This window comes from Mongoliitalea daihaiensis (genome assembly GCF_021596945.1).
Taxonomy (GTDB): domain Bacteria; phylum Bacteroidota; class Bacteroidia; order Cytophagales; family Cyclobacteriaceae; genus Mongoliitalea; species Mongoliitalea daihaiensis.
Map to the genome: position 1 here is coordinate 2,281,352 of NZ_CP063779.1, position 15,989 is coordinate 2,297,340.

Sequence of the window (15,989 nt, forward strand, 5' to 3'; positions counted from 1 at the left end):
TTAAGTAGTTGAGGTGAATTTTTTAACCACATCGACAAATCTGCTATGAGTACCACATCGGCAAATGACCTTAGAGAGCGCTTCTTTGATTTCTTTTTCCGAGGGTTTTGGCACATCCTTAATCAGAGCAAGTGCTGCTATGATCATTCCATTAACACAATACCCACATTGCGCTGCCTGAACATCAAAAAATGCTTCTTGTATGGGGTGGGTTTTTCCATTTTGGGATAGTCCTTCAATAGTTTGAATTTTTTTTCCTTCAAAAGTGGCACAAGGTATCCTGCATGTATAGCTCGCTTCTCCATTCGACAAAACCATGCAGGAACCGCATTGATGTAATCCGCATCCAAATTTGGGGCCTTTCAGTGCGAAATCATTTCTCAGGATATATAACAATGGTTCTTCTGGATCTGCTTCCAATAGTTTTCGCTCACCATTTATATGCAGTTCAATCGATTTATTCATGAAAATCTTTGGCTTTTGAACCTTAATATTCTGATTCTCATCTAAAAAAACATCTGTTTTTGTGTAAACGGGGAGATAAGTTGGTTAGTGGGTGCCAAAAATCATAAAAAATAAAAAAGCATCCCTTTGAGAGGATGCTTTAACTGGAGGTCGCGAGCGGATTCGAACCGCTGTACAAGGTTTTGCAGACCTCTGCCTAGCCACTCGGCCACACGACCTTTTTCGTTGTGCAAATGTAGAAAAATAGAGTTATCCTCCAAAAAATATTTGAAAATAAAATTTAAAACATAAGGGTAATTTATAGCTGTTATAAATTGTATTTATATGAAAAATAGCTTGGAAATCTCAAAATCAGCATTCAACGTGTCTAGCCTAAAAGATTTCTTTATTTATAATTTTTCTAAATAAGTTAAGTTTATGCTGTTCATGACTTAAATAACTGCTTTTCAGGGATTTATAAAAATCAAACATTTTTTAATGCCTATTCGTAGGGTATTTGACCTCAGTTTGAAAAATAGAATTGGGGTAGTACATTTGCAGGGATTATCCGTATAGGTGAAAAAACTGTTTTAATAAACAATAAATATGTCGATCAAGCGCTCTTTATTAAGTGTTCCCTTGAGATTTGGGTACGTGATGATGTTTTTCTTCCTACTATTAGGAAGTGGGGTCATGGCTGCCAATCCTGAAGTCTCAGACAGTGAGGAGGCAATTGCTGCCGGAAAGTCTATCTTCAATACCAATTGTAAAACCTGTCACAGATTAGACCAAAAAAATGTTGGTCCAGCTTTGAGAGGCGTTACAGACAGGCATTCGATAGAATGGACTACAAAATTCATTCGTAATTCTCAGGCTCTCATTGCCACAGGTGATGCTGAGGCTGTAGCCATTTACAATGAATACAATCAATTGGCCATGCCGCCACATGAATTTTTGTCAGATGACGATGTGATGAATTTGTTAGCTTACATCGAGTATGGTGACAAAGCCGAGGCAGTAGCTGCTACAGGTGACGGAGGTGGTGCCGTTGCACAAGGTGGAGGTTCTGGTATTCCAAGTGAATATTTAACAATTATTCTTGCTGTACTTGTTGTCGTTTTATTATTGATTTTAATTGTTTTGGGACTAATCATCTCAATTTTGACCAAATATTTGGGCAATCAGAATCTAGAAGAAGATGACAAAGAATATATCAATCAACGATTTGATTTCAAAAAGCTTGTTAAAAGTGACGCTTTTGTTCTGATAGTTACTGCCTTAGTTGTAGCTCTAGTAGCTAAGACAGCAATTGATGGTTTATACTCAGTAGGTATTCAACAAGGCTACGCTCCAACACAACCAATTGCATTTTCTCATGCTCTACATGCAGGTCAATATGAGATGGAATGCCAATATTGCCATACTGGTGTTGAACTTGGTAAATCGGCAAATATTCCTTCTGCCAATATCTGTATGAACTGCCACATGCATATCCAAAATGTAGGTGGTCAGGATGGTATGTCGCCTGAAATCGCAAAGATATATGCGGCAGTAGAAGAAAATAGACCTATTGAGTGGGTTCGTATTCACAACTTACCAGACTTAGCATATTTTAATCACGCACAGCACGTAGCAGTAGGTGGCATTGAATGTCAAACTTGTCACGGACCTATCGAGGAAATGGAGGTTGTATATCAGCATTCCACGTTAACGATGGGTTGGTGTATAGACTGTCATAGACAGACAGACATCAAAGCTCAGGGCAATGAGTACTATGATAAATTAGTTCAACTTCATTCCAGCTCCAAAGGATCACTTAAAGTGAAAGATATTGGTGGTTTGGAATGCTCTAAGTGTCACTATTAATTTAAATCAATTAGCAACCTACTTTTCTTGAATATACAATGAAGGAAAATAAAAAGACCTACTGGAAAGGGTTAGAAGAACTGACAAACGATGAGTCAGTTGTAAGAAACGCTGAAAGAGAATTCCCAGAGGGTCCTTCCAATTTGGATGGCTCTTCTCGTAGAGATTTCTTAAAAATGATGGGCTTTAGCTTAGCTGCTGCTTCTTTAGCAGCGTGTGAAGCACCTGTCAGAAAAGCAATCCCTTATGTAAACAAGCCGGTTGATATCAACCCTTCCATACCTAACTATTATGCATCTACTTTCGCTTCTGGCGGGGATTATGCTTCTATCGTAGTTAAAACACGTGAAGGTAGACCTATAAAAATTGATGGCAACGAGTTGTCTCCTATATCTCAAGGTGGTACTTCTGCAATCGTAGAGGCTTCCGTATTATCATTATATGATAAGCAAAGAGTTGCAGGGCCGATGATTGATGGTGAAAAAGTTGAGTGGGCTGCACTTGATGCTCAAGTGAAGTCTCAATTAGCTTCTGCTGGTTCCGTCAAAATTGTCACGAATACTATTCTTTCTCCTTCCACAGAAAAAGCCTTGCAACAATTTGCTGAAGCTTTTGGAGGAGCGGAAATTATTTCCTACGACCCAGTTTCTAGCTATGGTATTACCAAAGCAGCTGAATTGACTTATGGTACGGCTATGTTGCCTACCTACCGATTCGATAAAGCCTCTGTAATTGTAAGCTTTGCAGCCGATTTCTTGGGGACTTGGATTTCCCCAATTGAGTTTGCAAAACAGTACAGCAAAACAAGGAAAATCACGAAAGAAAAGCCAGAAATGTCCAGACATTTCCAGTTTGAGTCCAATCTTTCCCTTACTGGAGCAAATGCAGATTACAGAACACCTATAAAGGCTTCTCAAACTGGCTTAGCGGTGCTTGCATTATACAATGCATTAGCTAAAAAAGCTGGTGGTGCTACATTTAATGCGGCAGCAGTTGATGTTGCTTACTTGGACAAAGCAGCAAACGAACTATGGGCTAACAGAGGTAAATCTATTGTAGTTGCCTCCTCAAATGATCCTAACGTACAAATTGTAATTAACGCTATCAATGATTTGCTTGATAACAATGGTGTTACGGTAGATTTTTCGACCCCATCTTACTTTAGAAAAGGGAACGACGTCAACATGAATCAGTTTGTTGCTGATTTGAAATCAGGCAGAGTGGGTGGCGTTGTATTCTACAATTGTAACCCAGTGTATGATTATGTGAAGGGTGCTGAACTAGGTGAAGCTATCGCTAAGGCTAAAGTTTCTATCACTACCAATGGTACGTTGGATGAGACTGCTTCCTTGGTGAAGATGGTTGCTCCTGATCATCATTATTTGGAGTCATGGAATGATTTTAATCCAAGAAAAGGGCATTACAGCTTATCACAGCCTGTTATTTCACCTTTATTCAATACGAGACAAGCTCAAGATTCTTTCTTGACTTGGGCTGGAAACGATACTAACTATTATGATTTCCTTCAGGAAAATTGGAAATCATCTTTCTTTGCTTCCCAATCAGAGATTGCTACATTCCAAGAGTTTTGGGATAGAACATTGTTTAATGGGGTTTACACCGTCGAAAGTAGTAGTTCTCCTGTAAATGGTTCCGCTGATTTAGTGGTTGCTGCAAGTGGAATTACCAAAGTGTACAAAGCAGATAATGCTGGTACTGAGTTGGTCGTGTACACAAAGGTAGGTATTGGTAGTGGGGCATTTTCCAATAACCCTTGGTTACAGGAGATGTCAGATCCAATTTCCAAAGCTACTTGGGATAATTATTTGACAGTATCACAGGCTTGGGCAGCAGAGCAAGGACTAAAAATGTTTGAAGGCGCTACCAAAAAAGCTAAAGTTACTATAGGGGAGAAGTCAATCCTTGTTCCAGTGATGGTACAGCCTGGTCAAGCAAAAGGTACTGTAGGTCTGGCTTTGGGTTATGGTAGATCCAAAGCAGGAAGAGTTGCAGACGGTGTCGGAGTTAATGCCTATGATTTACTAACCAATGCAAATGGCTTTACCACTTATGATATCACAGATGGTGTGAGCATAGAGTTGACGAGTGATTCTTATAAAATAGCTCAGACTCAAACTCATCAGACTTACATGGATAGACAGTATGTTATCCAAGAGTCGACATTGCCTGAATATAAAGAAAATCCATCTGCTGGTAGAGATTTCCCTAAAGTATATATGGAAGGGGAGTTTGTGAAACCAAGCAAAATTTCTTTGTGGAAAGGTCATAGATATTCTAATCACCACTGGGGGTTAGCCATTGACATGAACTCCTGTATTGGTTGCGGTGCTTGTACTGTTGCTTGTCAAGTTGAGAATAACGTGTCAGTAGTTGGTAAAGAAGAAGTGTTGAATAGAAGAGAGATGGCTTGGATTCGTATCGACCGATACTATTCCTCTCCAGAGGGTGCTTCTAGTAATAAGGAATTGGAAGCTGCTGCTGACAACCCTGAAGTTATATTCCAGCCAATGATGTGTCAGCACTGTAACAACGCTCCTTGTGAGACGGTATGTCCGGTTGCTGCAACAACACATTCCTCTGAAGGTTTAAATCAAATGACTTATAACAGATGTATTGGTACTAGATATTGTGCCAATAACTGTCCGTATAAGGTTAGAAGATTTAACTGGTTCAAGTATCATGACAATAAAGCTTTTGCTGCAGTTAACGTTGCACAAAACGACGATATGGGAAAAATGGTATTGAATCCAGATGTAACAGTGAGAGCTCGTGGTGTTATTGAGAAGTGTTCCATGTGTGTGCAGCGAATTCAATCAGGAAAGCTTACTGCAAGAAAAGAAGGTAGAAGAGTTCAAGATGGTGAAATCAACACTGCTTGTGCAACTGCTTGTCCTACGAATGCGATTGTTTTTGGTGACATGAATGACCCTGAAAGCAATATCACCAAGATGTTGAAGATCGAGGATAACAATGATTCTCCGACAAAAGAGGTGGGTGAGGAAAGAGCTTTCCACGTGTTGGAGTACTTAAATGTAAATCCGAATGTGTGGTACTTTACCAAAATTAGAAATAAGGATAAATCTGAAGCGTAATTAATAATTTTATAAGATATGCAGGTAACTTCATCCGTACGCGAGCCGCTAATAACCGGCGGTAAAACCTTAAAAGATGTAACCCATGATATCTCAAGACAGGTAGAAGGCAAACCATCAATTGGTTGGATTCTTGGTCTTTTGGTTTCTCTCGGTGCCTTAGGCTTAGGTGGGCTTGCTTTGGCAGCCACACTTTGGGAAGGTATTGGAATGTGGGGATTAAATAAAACCGTCGGTTGGGCATGGGACATCACCAACTTTGTTTGGTGGGTCGGTATTGGTCACGCTGGTACATTGATTTCAGCAGTTTTGTTGCTATTCAGACAGAAATGGAGAATGGCTATCAACCGTGCTGCTGAGGCGATGACGATTTTTGCAGTCATTTGTGCAGCCATGTTTCCAGTTATACACATGGGAAGACCATGGGTAGGTGCTTACTGGGCGCTGCCACTTCCGAATACTTGGGGTTCTTTGTGGGTAAATTTCAACTCTCCTCTTTTGTGGGACGTGTTTGCAATCTCTACGTACTTCTCTGTATCCTTAGTGTTTTGGTATATCGGTTTGATTCCTGATTTTGCAACAATTAGAGATAGAGCAACTGGTATTAGAAAATCAATCTATGGTGCCTTGGCATTTGGTTGGGATGGTGCTGCAAAAACTTGGAGCAGATATGAGTCAGTTGCCTTGATTTTGGCTGGTTTGGCTACCCCGTTGGTACTTTCAGTACACACGATTGTATCCTTTGACTTTGCCACTTCAGTTATCCCAGGATGGCATACTACAATCTTCCCTCCATACTTCGTGGCGGGTGCGATTTTCTCAGGATTTGCTATGGTATTAACCTTGATGATTATTACAAGAAAACTATTCAAACTGGAAGATTATATCACTATTGGCCATATTGAGTTAATGAATATCGTTATCATCATAACTGGTTCAATTGTAGGTATTGCCTACATCACAGAATTCTTTATTGCTTGGTATTCAGGTGTTGCTGCTGAGCAGTACGCATTTGTCAATAGAGCGTTTGGACCTTACTGGTGGGCATATTGGTCAATGATGACTTGTAATGTGATTTCTCCTCAGTTATTCTGGTTTAAGAAGATTAGAACTTCTATTGTACTGACGTTTATCCTTTCTTTGGTGGTAAACATCGGTATGTGGTTTGAGCGTTTTGTAATCATTGTAACCTCTCTTCACAGGGACTTCCTTCCATCTTCTTGGGCGATGTTCTATCCTACCTGGGCTGATGTGGGAGTTTACTTGTTTACCTTTGGTTTATTCTTCACCTTGTTCCTGTTGTTTGCTAAATTCTTCCCAGTGATCAACATGGCAGAGGTTAAGTCAATTGTTAAGTCTTCATCTGAAAAAGTAACTAAATAAGACATGGAAAGAGATAAGAATTTTATCCTCGGTGTGTATGAGGATGAGGATGTATTGCTAGATGCAATTACCAAGGTTCGTAAAAGTGGTGTTAAGATACACGAAGTTTATTCTCCGTTTCCAGTCCACGGCATCGATGATGTTTTAGGTTATAAAAGAAGTAAGTTGCCTATTGCTGCGTTTCTTTTTGGAATTTTAGGAACAAGTTTGGCTCTTCTCATGCAGTTTTACATGATGAAGTTTGACTGGCCTATGATTATTGGTGGTAAAGATTTTGCTGGATTCCCTGTATTCGTTCCTGTGACCTTCGAATTGACAGTTCTATTAGCTGCTTTTGGTATGGTAGGGGTGTTTTTCGTTTCCAGTAACTTAAAGCCCTGGGGTCAAGCTAGAATTTTCGATTTGAGAATTACAGATGACAAACATGTAATGGCGATTGATCTTGCTGTGAACAATAGCATGGAGGAAGAGTCGCTCGAAGAAGTTTTGAAATCTTCTGGAGCTTCTGAGGTGAATAAAAAAAGTTTTGAATAGAACATTGGAAGGTATGAAAATAACTAATTCAATATATGTACTAGGCTTAGCAGGTGTTGCTTTATTAGGCGCCTGTACTGCATCTGGTGATCATCCAGGGTATGAGTATGCTCCACAGATGTATAACTCAGTTGCTTATGAGCCATTGAATCAGATTGTCAATGAAGAAGAAGGTTCTTGGTTATCAACGAGAGAAGATGGAAAGGGAGAATTCTTCAATAGTAACGTAAACAATCCTAACCGCATGAACATGCGTGAACCGGTTGCAAATACTGTTCCTAGAACAAAAGATGGCGTGTTGCCTTACCGTTTGAAAGCATTCGAACTGGAAGAGGCTGCAAATATCCCAAATCCAATTGAGTTGACGGATCAGGTTATAGGAGAAGGAAAGGTGTTGTATACGCAGTATTGCGCGACTTGCCATGGTGCAGGTGGTGAAGGAGATGGCAAAGCAGGCGAGGTTGTTGGTGGTGTGGCTAATCTTAAAGGCGGTGCCTATATCAATCTACCTGAAGGTCATATTTTCCATGTGATCATGAAAGGTAAAGGAAGAATGGGTGCTCACGGTTCTCAAATTCCTCAGGATAGAATTTGGAAAATTGTTCACTATGTTAAACAAGAAATTCAGAAACAATAATCATGGGTCATAGTACAACGAATTACAATTTGGACCAAAAATTTGATTTTTCAGCAGCGTTGAAAAAATCAATAATGACTGTTCTTGGTATAGGGGCAGTGCTTTTGGTAGCGGGTATTATTTTAAGTATGACTGGTGGTCATGATCATGGAGCTGAAGAAGGAGCACATGCTTTTCATTGGTATCAGCGCTTATTTGCAAACATTTGGATTAACAACGTTTATTTTGCAGGTATTGCTGTAATCGGTGTGTTCTTCTTTGCTATTCAATATGCTGCACAAGCAGGATGGTCGGCTGGTATATTAAGGGTAATGCTTTCGTTGGGCAATTGGTTGCCAATTGCTGCAGTTTTAATGATTGTTTCCTACTTTATAGTTGGTCATGATATTTTCCACTGGACGCATGCGTACTTATTTGATAAGAATGATCCTCAGTATGACTTTATCATCGATGGAAAAGGCGCTTTCTTTTTCTGGCCTCTAGAAAAAGGTACATTCCCTGTTTTCTTTCTTGTTAGAATGGTGCTTTTCTTGGGTATTTGGATTTTCTTCTTCAATAAATTAAAAAAATTATCATTTGAAGAAGATAAGGTAGGCGGTACTGAGCATTGGAGAAAAATCAGAACTTGGTCTGCTTTCTTCCTTGTTTTCTTTGCTGTTTCTTCTTCCATTGCTTCTTGGGACTGGATCATGTCTATTGATACTCACTGGTTCTCTACTCTATTTGGTTGGTATATGTTTGCTTCTTGGTTTGTTGCAGGTCTTTCTGCGATCACCTTGATCACATTATATCTAAGAGACAAAGGTTATTTAGAAATGGTTAATGAAAACCATATTCATGACCTTGGGAAGTTCGTTTTTGGTTTTTCTATCTTCTGGACTTACTTGTGGTTTTCACAGTTCCTTTTGATCTATTATGCAAACATTCCAGAGGAGTCGGTTTACTTTGTAGAAAGGTTGCAGTCTGATGTGTATGGACCGTTTGTTTTTGTAAATCTAATTCTAAACTTCTTCCTGCCTTTCTTTGTTTTAATGACACGTGATGCTAAAAGACACGGTGTATTCTTGAAAGTTGTGTGTTCCTTAATTATCTTAGGACACTGGTTTGACTTCTTCTTGATGGTTCAGCCGGGTACTTTGGGTCACAACGGTGGCTTTGGTCTAATGGAAATTGGAATGTTCTTGGTTTATGGCGCTACTGCTGCTTATGTTGTCATGAGCAATCTTGCGAAAAACAACCTAGTAGCTAAGAATCATCCAATGTTGGAAGAAAGTTATCATCATCATATTTAATTATCCGAAAAATTTAAGTCTATGTACGGATTTCTTATTGCAGTTGGAGTTTTGTTATTGCTATCCATTCTTTGGATGGTGTATCGAATCCAGACATTAGTTTCTGTTGTTAAAGGCAGTGACAAAAAAGTTGCTACGGGTAGCAATAAGGTGAATGCCTTAATGTTTATCCTGTTTCTTGTAGGTGCTGGAGGATTAATGTTTTGGTATTCTATCAAAGAATTTGATAACTATCAGTTGCCAATTGCCTCAGAGCATGGTGCTGTGACAGATCAGCTTTTTTGGATTACTATGGCAGTTACTGGCGTAGTTTTCATTATTACGCATATTCTGTTATTTATCTTCCCTTACAAATATCAGTACTCTGAAAAAAGAAAGGCAGATTTCTATCCAGACAATAACAAATTGGAAGTCCTTTGGACTGCAGTTCCTGCTGTAGTACTTGCCTTGCTAGTAATTAGCGGCTGGATTGCGTGGTCTGATATTACTAAACCAGCACCTGACAATGCGCATGTAGTTGAGTTAATGGGGTATCAATTTGCATGGGAAGTAAGGTATCCTGGCATGGACAATGTTCTAGGAGCTAATGATTACAGACTAACAAATGCAAACAACATTTCGGGAGTTGATTTCTCTGACAAAAATTCTTTAGATGACTTTAGTTCTCCAGTGGTTGTTATACCAAAGGGTGAGCCTGTACTCTTTAGAATACGTGCAAGGGATGTTTTGCACTCAGTATTTGCCCCTCACATGCGATTGAAAATGGACGCTGTACCTGGTATGCCAACTCGTTTTTGGTTTGTTCCTACTAAGACAACAGCAGAGATGAGAGCAGAATTGAATAATCCTGATTTCAACTATGAGATTGCTTGTACTGAAATTTGTGGTAGAGGGCATTTCTCAATGAAACGTGAAATTAGAGTAGTTGAACCGGAAGAGTTTAGAGCTTGGGTTGCTGAGCAGAGACCTTACATTGTCAACAATCCTGCATTAGTTGCGGATCTTCCTATTGAATTAAAAGAATTAGCTGACATTACAATCAGCGAATACAAGTAATAAAAATTATAACTTATGGCGACAGCAGATTCAGCTTTACACAATGCCACTGCACATGATCACCATGATCATGAGCATCATGACAATTTTATTACCAAATATATCTTCAGTACTGATCATAAAATGATCGGGAAACAATTCTTGGTTACAGGAATTTTCTGGGCTATTATTGGTGGTGCCTTGTCAATTATATTTAGGTTACAGTTAGGTTTCCCTGACATGGAATTGTATTGGCTTAAGCCTTTACTAGGGGGTTGGATAGATGAGGCAGGGAAGTTAGATCCTAACTTCTACCTTGCATTGGTAACGATGCACGGAACCATCATGGTCTTCTTCGTGCTAACTGCTGGCTTGAGTGGTACATTTTCCAATTTCTTGATTCCTCTTCAAATTGGTGCCCGTGATATGGCCTCAGGTTTTATGAACATGCTTTCTTACTGGTTATTCTTTGTATCTGGTGTGATCATGTTTATTTCCCTATTCATTGAAACAGGCCCCGCTTCTGGAGGTTGGGTTGTTTATCCACCTTTGTCAGCGTTAGAGCAGGCTATGCCAGGTTCTGGCTTGGGTATGACCTTATGGTTGATCTCAATGACTTTCTTCATTGCTAGTTCATTGTTGGGTGGTATCAATTACATTACTACTGTAATCAATCTAAGGACTAAAGGAATGTCATTCTCTAGACTTCCGTTGACAATATGGGCGTTCTTCTTAACAGCCATTATTGGACTGTTATCTTTCCCTGTGTTGTTTTCAGCTGCTTTGTTGCTAGTCTTTGATAGAAGCTTTGGTACTTCTTTCTACCTTTCTGATATTTATATCGGAGGTGAAGCTTTACCAAATACCGGTGGTAGCCCTGTATTATATCAGCATTTGTTCTGGTTTTTAGGTCACCCTGAAGTTTACATTGTATTATTGCCAGCTTTAGGTATCACTTCAGAAATCATAGCTACGCAGTCCAGAAAACCAATCTTTGGTTATAAAGCAATGGTCATTTCGATGTTAGGGATTACCATACTTTCATTCGTTGTATGGGCTCACCACATGTTCGTATCGGGTATGAATCCTTTCCTGGGTTCTATCTTCATGTTCTTGACATTAATCATTGCTATTCCATCCGCTGTTAAAGTATTTAACTACCTTACAACTCTTTGGAGAGGTAATTTGATCTTCTCACCTGGAATGTTGTTTTCCATTGGTTTGGTTTCATTCTTTATATCTGGTGGTTTGACTGGTATTTTCCTAGGTAACTCTGCTATTGATATTCAGCTTCACGATACCTACTTTGTGGTAGCTCACTTCCACCTAGTAATGGGTTCTGCTTCTTTCTTTGGATTGATGGCTGGTATTTACCATTGGTTCCCTAAAATGTTCGGAAGGATGATGGATGCTCGCTTGGGCTATATTCACTTCTGGTTGACATTTATTGGAGTTTACATGGTGTTCTTCCCAATGCACTACATCGGTATTGCTGGTTTTCCTAGAAGATACTATTCTTGGACAAACTTTGAATTTACTAATATGTATACTGATTTGAACATGTTTGTATCTGCAGCTGCGATTATTACTTTTGCTGCTCAGGCTATATTCTTGTTCAACTTCTTCTACAGCATGTATAGAGGTCGTAAAGCGACTGAAAACCCTTGGAGATCCAATACTTTGGAATGGACTACTCCTATAAATCCAGGTCACGGCAACTGGCCGGGTGAAATTCCTGCTGTGTACAGATGGCCTTATGATTATTCTAAGCCTGGTGCTGAGGAGGATTTCATACCTCAAACAGTTCCTTTATCTGCAACTCCTGAATCTAACTTACCACACGAGCAAGAGCTTGTAAGGTTGGAAAAGGAAATTATCGCAGATGAAGAAGCTATGTTGGTTGCAGATGAAACAAAAACCGTTTAATCAATCAGTAGGCAGCTTTCGCAGGATTTCTTTGATAACTGTGCTAGCTGTTTACTTTCTTATTCTTGTCGGTGGGGTTGTACGTAGTACCGGTTCTGGTATGGGTTGCCCTGACTGGCCAAAATGTTTTGGGAGCTTGGTACCACCTACAAGTGTGGATCAGCTCCCATCTGATTATCAGGATATTTATCTTGAAAAACGATTAGCGAAAAATGATCGGTTTGTTGCTCAATTGGAATCCTTAGGTTTTTCAAAAAAAGCAGAAGAGATCAGAAATGACAAGAGTATTCTAGTGGAAGAGGAATTTAATCCTGTAAAAACTTGGATTGAATATCTGAATCGGCTAGTAGGTGCAGTCATTGGATTGTTGATTTTAATTACAATGATTCGGTCTTTTCCTTTGTGGAAGGTGGATAAGGTTATTCCAGCATTAGCTGTGTTTAATTTATTGCTTGTCTTATTTCAGGCATGGATAGGGTCTATTGTAGTCTCTACGAACCTTTTACCTTGGATGATCACTCTGCACATGGTATTGGCTTTACTGATAGTTTGTCTATTGATTTATCTATACTATAGAGCCAATCGCTTGGTTAAAGATCGGTTGGAAGTGACTGACAATCCTTCTTATTTGTTCAATGTATTGTTGGCTGGTTTTATTTTAATGATAGGGCAAGTCATACTGGGCACACAAGTAAGAGAGGCTGTTGATCAAGTTGCCTTCCAATTTGGAGGTTTAGTAAGGTCTGAGTGGGTGGATAATTTAGGAATTTCCTTTCTAATTCACCGCTCGTATAGTTTGTTGATATTATTTATACATGTTTATTTTGTGTATAGAATTTATAAACTTACGCTTAGGAACTCCGTACTATTTAAACTCACACAGTTGTTAGTAGTGGTGTTGATGGTAGAAATTCTTTCTGGTGTTGGTATGGCTTATTTCGCAATACCGGCATTTCTTCAACCAATACATTTGCTGTTTGGGTCTTTATTAATTGGTATTCAGTTTCTGTTGTTATTGAAATTGTCTGATCAAAAACAATTATTATCTGTAAAATTGAGTTCATGAGAACTTTAAATATTCCTGGTGATGCATTTCTTGATTTGATAAGCTTTCGTATGAAGGCTTATGCTGATCTTGTGAAATTAAGGCTGTCAGCCTTAGTCACTTTCTCTGCTGCTTTTGGTTATATACTAGGGGATAGTGGAGTTAATTTCTCCTGGTTTAATTTCTTAGGGTTGATCATAGGTGGCCTGCTAATTAGTGGAGCTTCTGGTGCTGCCAATGAAATTTGGGAGAAAGACTTTGACAAATTGATGAAGCGAACCCAGAATAGGCCTCTTCCTTTGAATTTGATTTCAATGAAAGAGGCGTATTGGTTTACCTCTGTAATTGCAGTACTAGGAATTCTAATACTTTGGGTTTTCACTAACCCTCTTACTACTGCATTAGGTGTTTTGAGTATGGTTTTATACGTTTTTGTATACACTCCACTCAAAAGAGTTGGTCCAATCGCTGTATTTGTTGGAGCTATTCCAGGAGCTATGCCTCCCTTATTAGGGTGGACTGCGGCTACTGGAATGATTTCACATGAAGCATTAATTATCTTTGGTATACAATTTATCTGGCAATTCCCTCACTTTTGGGCGATTGCATGGGTTGGTGATGATGATTATAAGCGAGCTGGCTTTAAGTTGCTTCCAAGTGGTGGCAAAAAAGATTTGAATACAGCCATTCAAATTATGATTTATACCTTGTTCCTTTTACCACTAGGTTTATTACCAACCTATTTTGGATTAACTGGAATTAATTCAGGAATTGTAGCCACTCTCTGCGGTGTGTTGTTTTTAGGACAGACATTCTCTTTAATGAGAGATTGTTCAAGAAAATCAGCATTGCGGATTATGTTTGGCTCGTTTCTATACTTACCAATTGTGCAAATAGCATACTTGTTAGATAAAGTTTAATATGGAAGAAAAATATGCATACATAGAAGGTGCTGAGCAGCCTATTTCTATGCATCCTAAAAAGTTTGCATTGTGGTTGTTCATAGTGTCTGTTGTGATGATTTTCGCATCTATGACTAGTGCCTATATTGTAAGACAATCCGAAGGTAATTGGCTTGAATTTGATTTACCTCAAATTTTCTGGTATAGTTCGGTTATTATTATTCTTAGTAGCTTGAGCTTGCACTGGGCTTATCTTTCTGCTAAAAAAGATGAATTAAGTGCAGTAAAAACAGGAATGATTATTACTTCAATATTGGGTTTTGCTTTTCTTATTTCCCAGTGGTATTCTTGGGTGGCATTGGTTGATAGGGATGTGTATTTTGTAGGTAACCCTGCAGGTTCATTCTTGTATATCTTTACAGGTTTACATGCAATACACTTGATAAGTGGTGTGATATTTCTAATTATTGTATTAATTTCGTCTTTCAATTACAAAGTACACTCCAAAAATATGGTTAGCCTAGAAATGTGTATGACATACTGGCATTTTCTAGGAGGTCTTTGGTTGTATCTTTTTATGTTCTTATTATTGAATCATTAAAAGTAACTTAAACATATGTCGACAACTGCAACAACTGTTGGGTTAAGCCCAAAAAGAGGAATTTGGGGGGGAGGTAATGAACCTCTCAAAGCAAGTTATGGAAAACTCATGATGTGGTTTTTCCTGCTCTCAGATATCTTTACATTTGCCGCTTTTTTGATTGCGTATGCTGCAATCAGGGTTAGTTATCCGGGTTATGCAGGTCCTGCTGACTCTTTTATTGGGTCCAATGAATACTGGCCTGTCCCTGAATTAGTATTTGATGCTTTTCCGTTTTTCCATGGCATGCACTTGCCTTTGGTGTTTGTAACTTTAATGACCTTCATCTTAATTATGTCTTCCATTACAATGGTTTTGGCTGTAGAGGCTGGGCATAGAAATGACAGAGACGATGTAGTAAAATGGATGCTTTGGACCTTACTGGGAGGGATCACGTTCCTAAGTTGTCAGGCATGGGAGTGGTCGCACTTTATCCATGGTACTGATGGTGGTACAGTGTTAACATATGTCAATAACATGGGGGGCATTGTTACTGAGACTGTCTTTGGTGCGAACCTGATGGTCAATGAATATGGTCCAGCAGCTTTTGCTCAATTATTCTTCTTCATTACAGGTTTCCATGGATTCCACGTTACTATTGGTGTATTCTTATTGTTTATGGCCTTCTACCAAGCAGCAGTAGGTGTATATGAAAGAAGAGGGCACTACGAAATGGTTGAAAAGATTGGTTTATACTGGCACTTCGTGGACCTAGTTTGGGTTTTTGTATTTACATTCTTCTATTTGATCTAACAACACTAAAAATTGAATTATTATGGCTTCTCAAGAAAATAAATTAGTTGTAATACCTCGTGACGAGGCAAAAATAAAAAAGTTGTGGAAGACTGCAGGTATCCTGTTTGTATTGACTTCAATAGAACTTGTATTTGCTTTCACGCTACCAAGAGGTATTTTCCTTTATTTGCTATTCATCGCCCTTACTATTTGGAAGGCTAAATATATTATGATGGATTTTATGCACTTGGGTGAAGAGGCTAAACCATTATTCTACTCAATTGTAGTTCCACTAATCTTCTTATTGTGGTTTGTAATTGCTATGATTAGAGAAGGTAGTGATATTTTCCTAATTCGCTGGTAAGATCATTTCTTACTCCATAAAAAAAATAGGTTAGGGTGAGAACTTTAGCCTATTTTTTTGTTTACTATTCAAA

Annotated in this window: 14 protein-coding genes and 1 tRNA gene; 13 read left to right on the forward strand and 2 right to left on the reverse strand. The window is 38.9% G+C overall.

The window, feature by feature from the left end; all coding sequences use genetic code 11:
• On the reverse strand, nt 1-465 hold the full coding sequence (locus IPZ59_RS09735) for a (2Fe-2S)-binding protein (RefSeq protein ID WP_236139655.1): 465 nt from the start codon (nt 463-465) through the stop codon (nt 1-3).
• A 144-nt stretch (nt 466-609) separates the two neighbouring features.
• Nucleotides 610-683 (reverse strand) — tRNA-Cys (locus IPZ59_RS09740).
• Nucleotides 684-1,050: 367 nt separating this feature from the next.
• Between IPZ59_RS09740 and IPZ59_RS09745 the strand changes: the two genes are divergently transcribed.
• The 13 genes from IPZ59_RS09745 to IPZ59_RS09805 are packed head-to-tail and all read left to right on the forward strand — an operon-like array spanning nt 1,051 to nt 15,916.
• Entirely contained in the window at nt 1,051-2,310 is a 1,260-nt protein-coding gene (locus IPZ59_RS09745; protein WP_236139656.1) for a c-type cytochrome, read from the forward strand.
• Between the two features lie 38 nt (nt 2,311-2,348).
• A complete protein-coding gene (locus tag IPZ59_RS09750; RefSeq protein WP_236139657.1) occupies nt 2,349-5,423 on the forward strand; it encodes a TAT-variant-translocated molybdopterin oxidoreductase in 3,075 nt (1,024 codons plus the stop codon).
• A gap of 18 nt (nt 5,424-5,441) precedes the next feature.
• Nucleotides 5,442-6,806 (forward strand): NrfD/PsrC family molybdoenzyme membrane anchor subunit, encoded by a 1,365-nt coding sequence (nrfD, locus tag IPZ59_RS09755; protein WP_236139658.1) that lies wholly within the window; start codon nt 5,442-5,444, stop codon nt 6,804-6,806.
• A gap of 3 nt (nt 6,807-6,809) precedes the next feature.
• A complete protein-coding gene (locus IPZ59_RS09760; protein WP_236139659.1) occupies nt 6,810-7,340 on the forward strand; it encodes a DUF3341 domain-containing protein in 531 nt (176 codons plus the stop codon).
• A gap of 13 nt (nt 7,341-7,353) precedes the next feature.
• Nucleotides 7,354-7,977 (forward strand): c-type cytochrome, encoded by a 624-nt coding sequence (locus IPZ59_RS09765; protein WP_236139660.1) that lies wholly within the window; start codon nt 7,354-7,356, stop codon nt 7,975-7,977.
• A gap of 2 nt (nt 7,978-7,979) precedes the next feature.
• The gene (locus tag IPZ59_RS09770; protein WP_236139661.1) at nt 7,980-9,269 is read left to right on the forward strand and encodes a quinol:cytochrome C oxidoreductase; all 1,290 of its coding nucleotides are present in this window, start codon (nt 7,980-7,982) and stop codon (nt 9,267-9,269) included.
• 21 nt (nt 9,270-9,290) lie between these two features.
• On the forward strand, nt 9,291-10,325 hold the full coding sequence (locus IPZ59_RS09775) for a cytochrome c oxidase subunit II (protein ID WP_236139662.1): 1,035 nt from the start codon (nt 9,291-9,293) through the stop codon (nt 10,323-10,325).
• Nucleotides 10,326-10,340: 15 nt separating this feature from the next.
• On the forward strand, nt 10,341-12,230 hold the full coding sequence (locus IPZ59_RS09780) for a cytochrome c oxidase subunit I (RefSeq protein ID WP_236139663.1): 1,890 nt from the start codon (nt 10,341-10,343) through the stop codon (nt 12,228-12,230).
• Nucleotides 12,187-13,296, forward strand: a complete 1,110-nt coding sequence (locus IPZ59_RS09785) for a COX15/CtaA family protein (protein WP_236139664.1) — start codon at nt 12,187-12,189, stop codon at nt 13,294-13,296. The genes IPZ59_RS09780 and IPZ59_RS09785 overlap by 44 nt, the downstream gene beginning before the upstream one ends.
• On the forward strand, nt 13,293-14,195 hold the full coding sequence (cyoE, locus tag IPZ59_RS09790; protein ID WP_236139665.1) for a heme o synthase: 903 nt from the start codon (nt 13,293-13,295) through the stop codon (nt 14,193-14,195). The genes IPZ59_RS09785 and cyoE overlap by 4 nt, the downstream gene beginning before the upstream one ends.
• 1 nt (nt 14,196) lies before the next feature.
• Nucleotides 14,197-14,778 (forward strand): cytochrome c oxidase subunit 3, encoded by a 582-nt coding sequence (locus IPZ59_RS09795; protein ID WP_236139666.1) that lies wholly within the window; start codon nt 14,197-14,199, stop codon nt 14,776-14,778.
• Between the two features lie 15 nt (nt 14,779-14,793).
• Nucleotides 14,794-15,570, forward strand: a complete 777-nt coding sequence (locus tag IPZ59_RS09800; protein ID WP_236139667.1) for a cytochrome c oxidase subunit 3 — start codon at nt 14,794-14,796, stop codon at nt 15,568-15,570.
• Between the two features lie 22 nt (nt 15,571-15,592).
• Nucleotides 15,593-15,916, forward strand: a complete 324-nt coding sequence (locus IPZ59_RS09805) for a cytochrome C oxidase subunit IV family protein (protein ID WP_236139668.1) — start codon at nt 15,593-15,595, stop codon at nt 15,914-15,916.
• Nucleotides 15,917-15,989: the final 73 nt, after the last annotated feature.

What these genes read in the sequence shown, in the direction of transcription:
- IPZ59_RS09735 (WP_236139655.1), bottom strand. Translation starts at nt 465, where the DNA reads ATGAATAAATCGATTGAACTGCATATAAATGGTGAGCGAAAACTATTG.
- IPZ59_RS09745 (WP_236139656.1), top strand. Translation starts at nt 1,051, where the DNA reads ATGTCGATCAAGCGCTCTTTATTAAGTGTTCCCTTGAGATTTGGGTAC.
- IPZ59_RS09750 (WP_236139657.1), top strand. Translation starts at nt 2,349, where the DNA reads ATGAAGGAAAATAAAAAGACCTACTGGAAAGGGTTAGAAGAACTGACA.
- nrfD (WP_236139658.1), top strand. Translation starts at nt 5,442, where the DNA reads ATGCAGGTAACTTCATCCGTACGCGAGCCGCTAATAACCGGCGGTAAA.
- IPZ59_RS09760 (WP_236139659.1), top strand. Translation starts at nt 6,810, where the DNA reads ATGGAAAGAGATAAGAATTTTATCCTCGGTGTGTATGAGGATGAGGAT.
- IPZ59_RS09765 (WP_236139660.1), top strand. Translation starts at nt 7,354, where the DNA reads ATGAAAATAACTAATTCAATATATGTACTAGGCTTAGCAGGTGTTGCT.
- IPZ59_RS09770 (WP_236139661.1), top strand. Translation starts at nt 7,980, where the DNA reads ATGGGTCATAGTACAACGAATTACAATTTGGACCAAAAATTTGATTTT.
- IPZ59_RS09775 (WP_236139662.1), top strand. Translation starts at nt 9,291, where the DNA reads ATGTACGGATTTCTTATTGCAGTTGGAGTTTTGTTATTGCTATCCATT.
- IPZ59_RS09780 (WP_236139663.1), top strand. Translation starts at nt 10,341, where the DNA reads ATGGCGACAGCAGATTCAGCTTTACACAATGCCACTGCACATGATCAC.
- IPZ59_RS09785 (WP_236139664.1), top strand. Translation starts at nt 12,187, where the DNA reads ATGAAGAAGCTATGTTGGTTGCAGATGAAACAAAAACCGTTTAATCAA.
- cyoE (WP_236139665.1), top strand. Translation starts at nt 13,293, where the DNA reads ATGAGAACTTTAAATATTCCTGGTGATGCATTTCTTGATTTGATAAGC.
- IPZ59_RS09795 (WP_236139666.1), top strand. Translation starts at nt 14,197, where the DNA reads ATGGAAGAAAAATATGCATACATAGAAGGTGCTGAGCAGCCTATTTCT.
- IPZ59_RS09800 (WP_236139667.1), top strand. Translation starts at nt 14,794, where the DNA reads ATGTCGACAACTGCAACAACTGTTGGGTTAAGCCCAAAAAGAGGAATT.
- IPZ59_RS09805 (WP_236139668.1), top strand. Translation starts at nt 15,593, where the DNA reads ATGGCTTCTCAAGAAAATAAATTAGTTGTAATACCTCGTGACGAGGCA.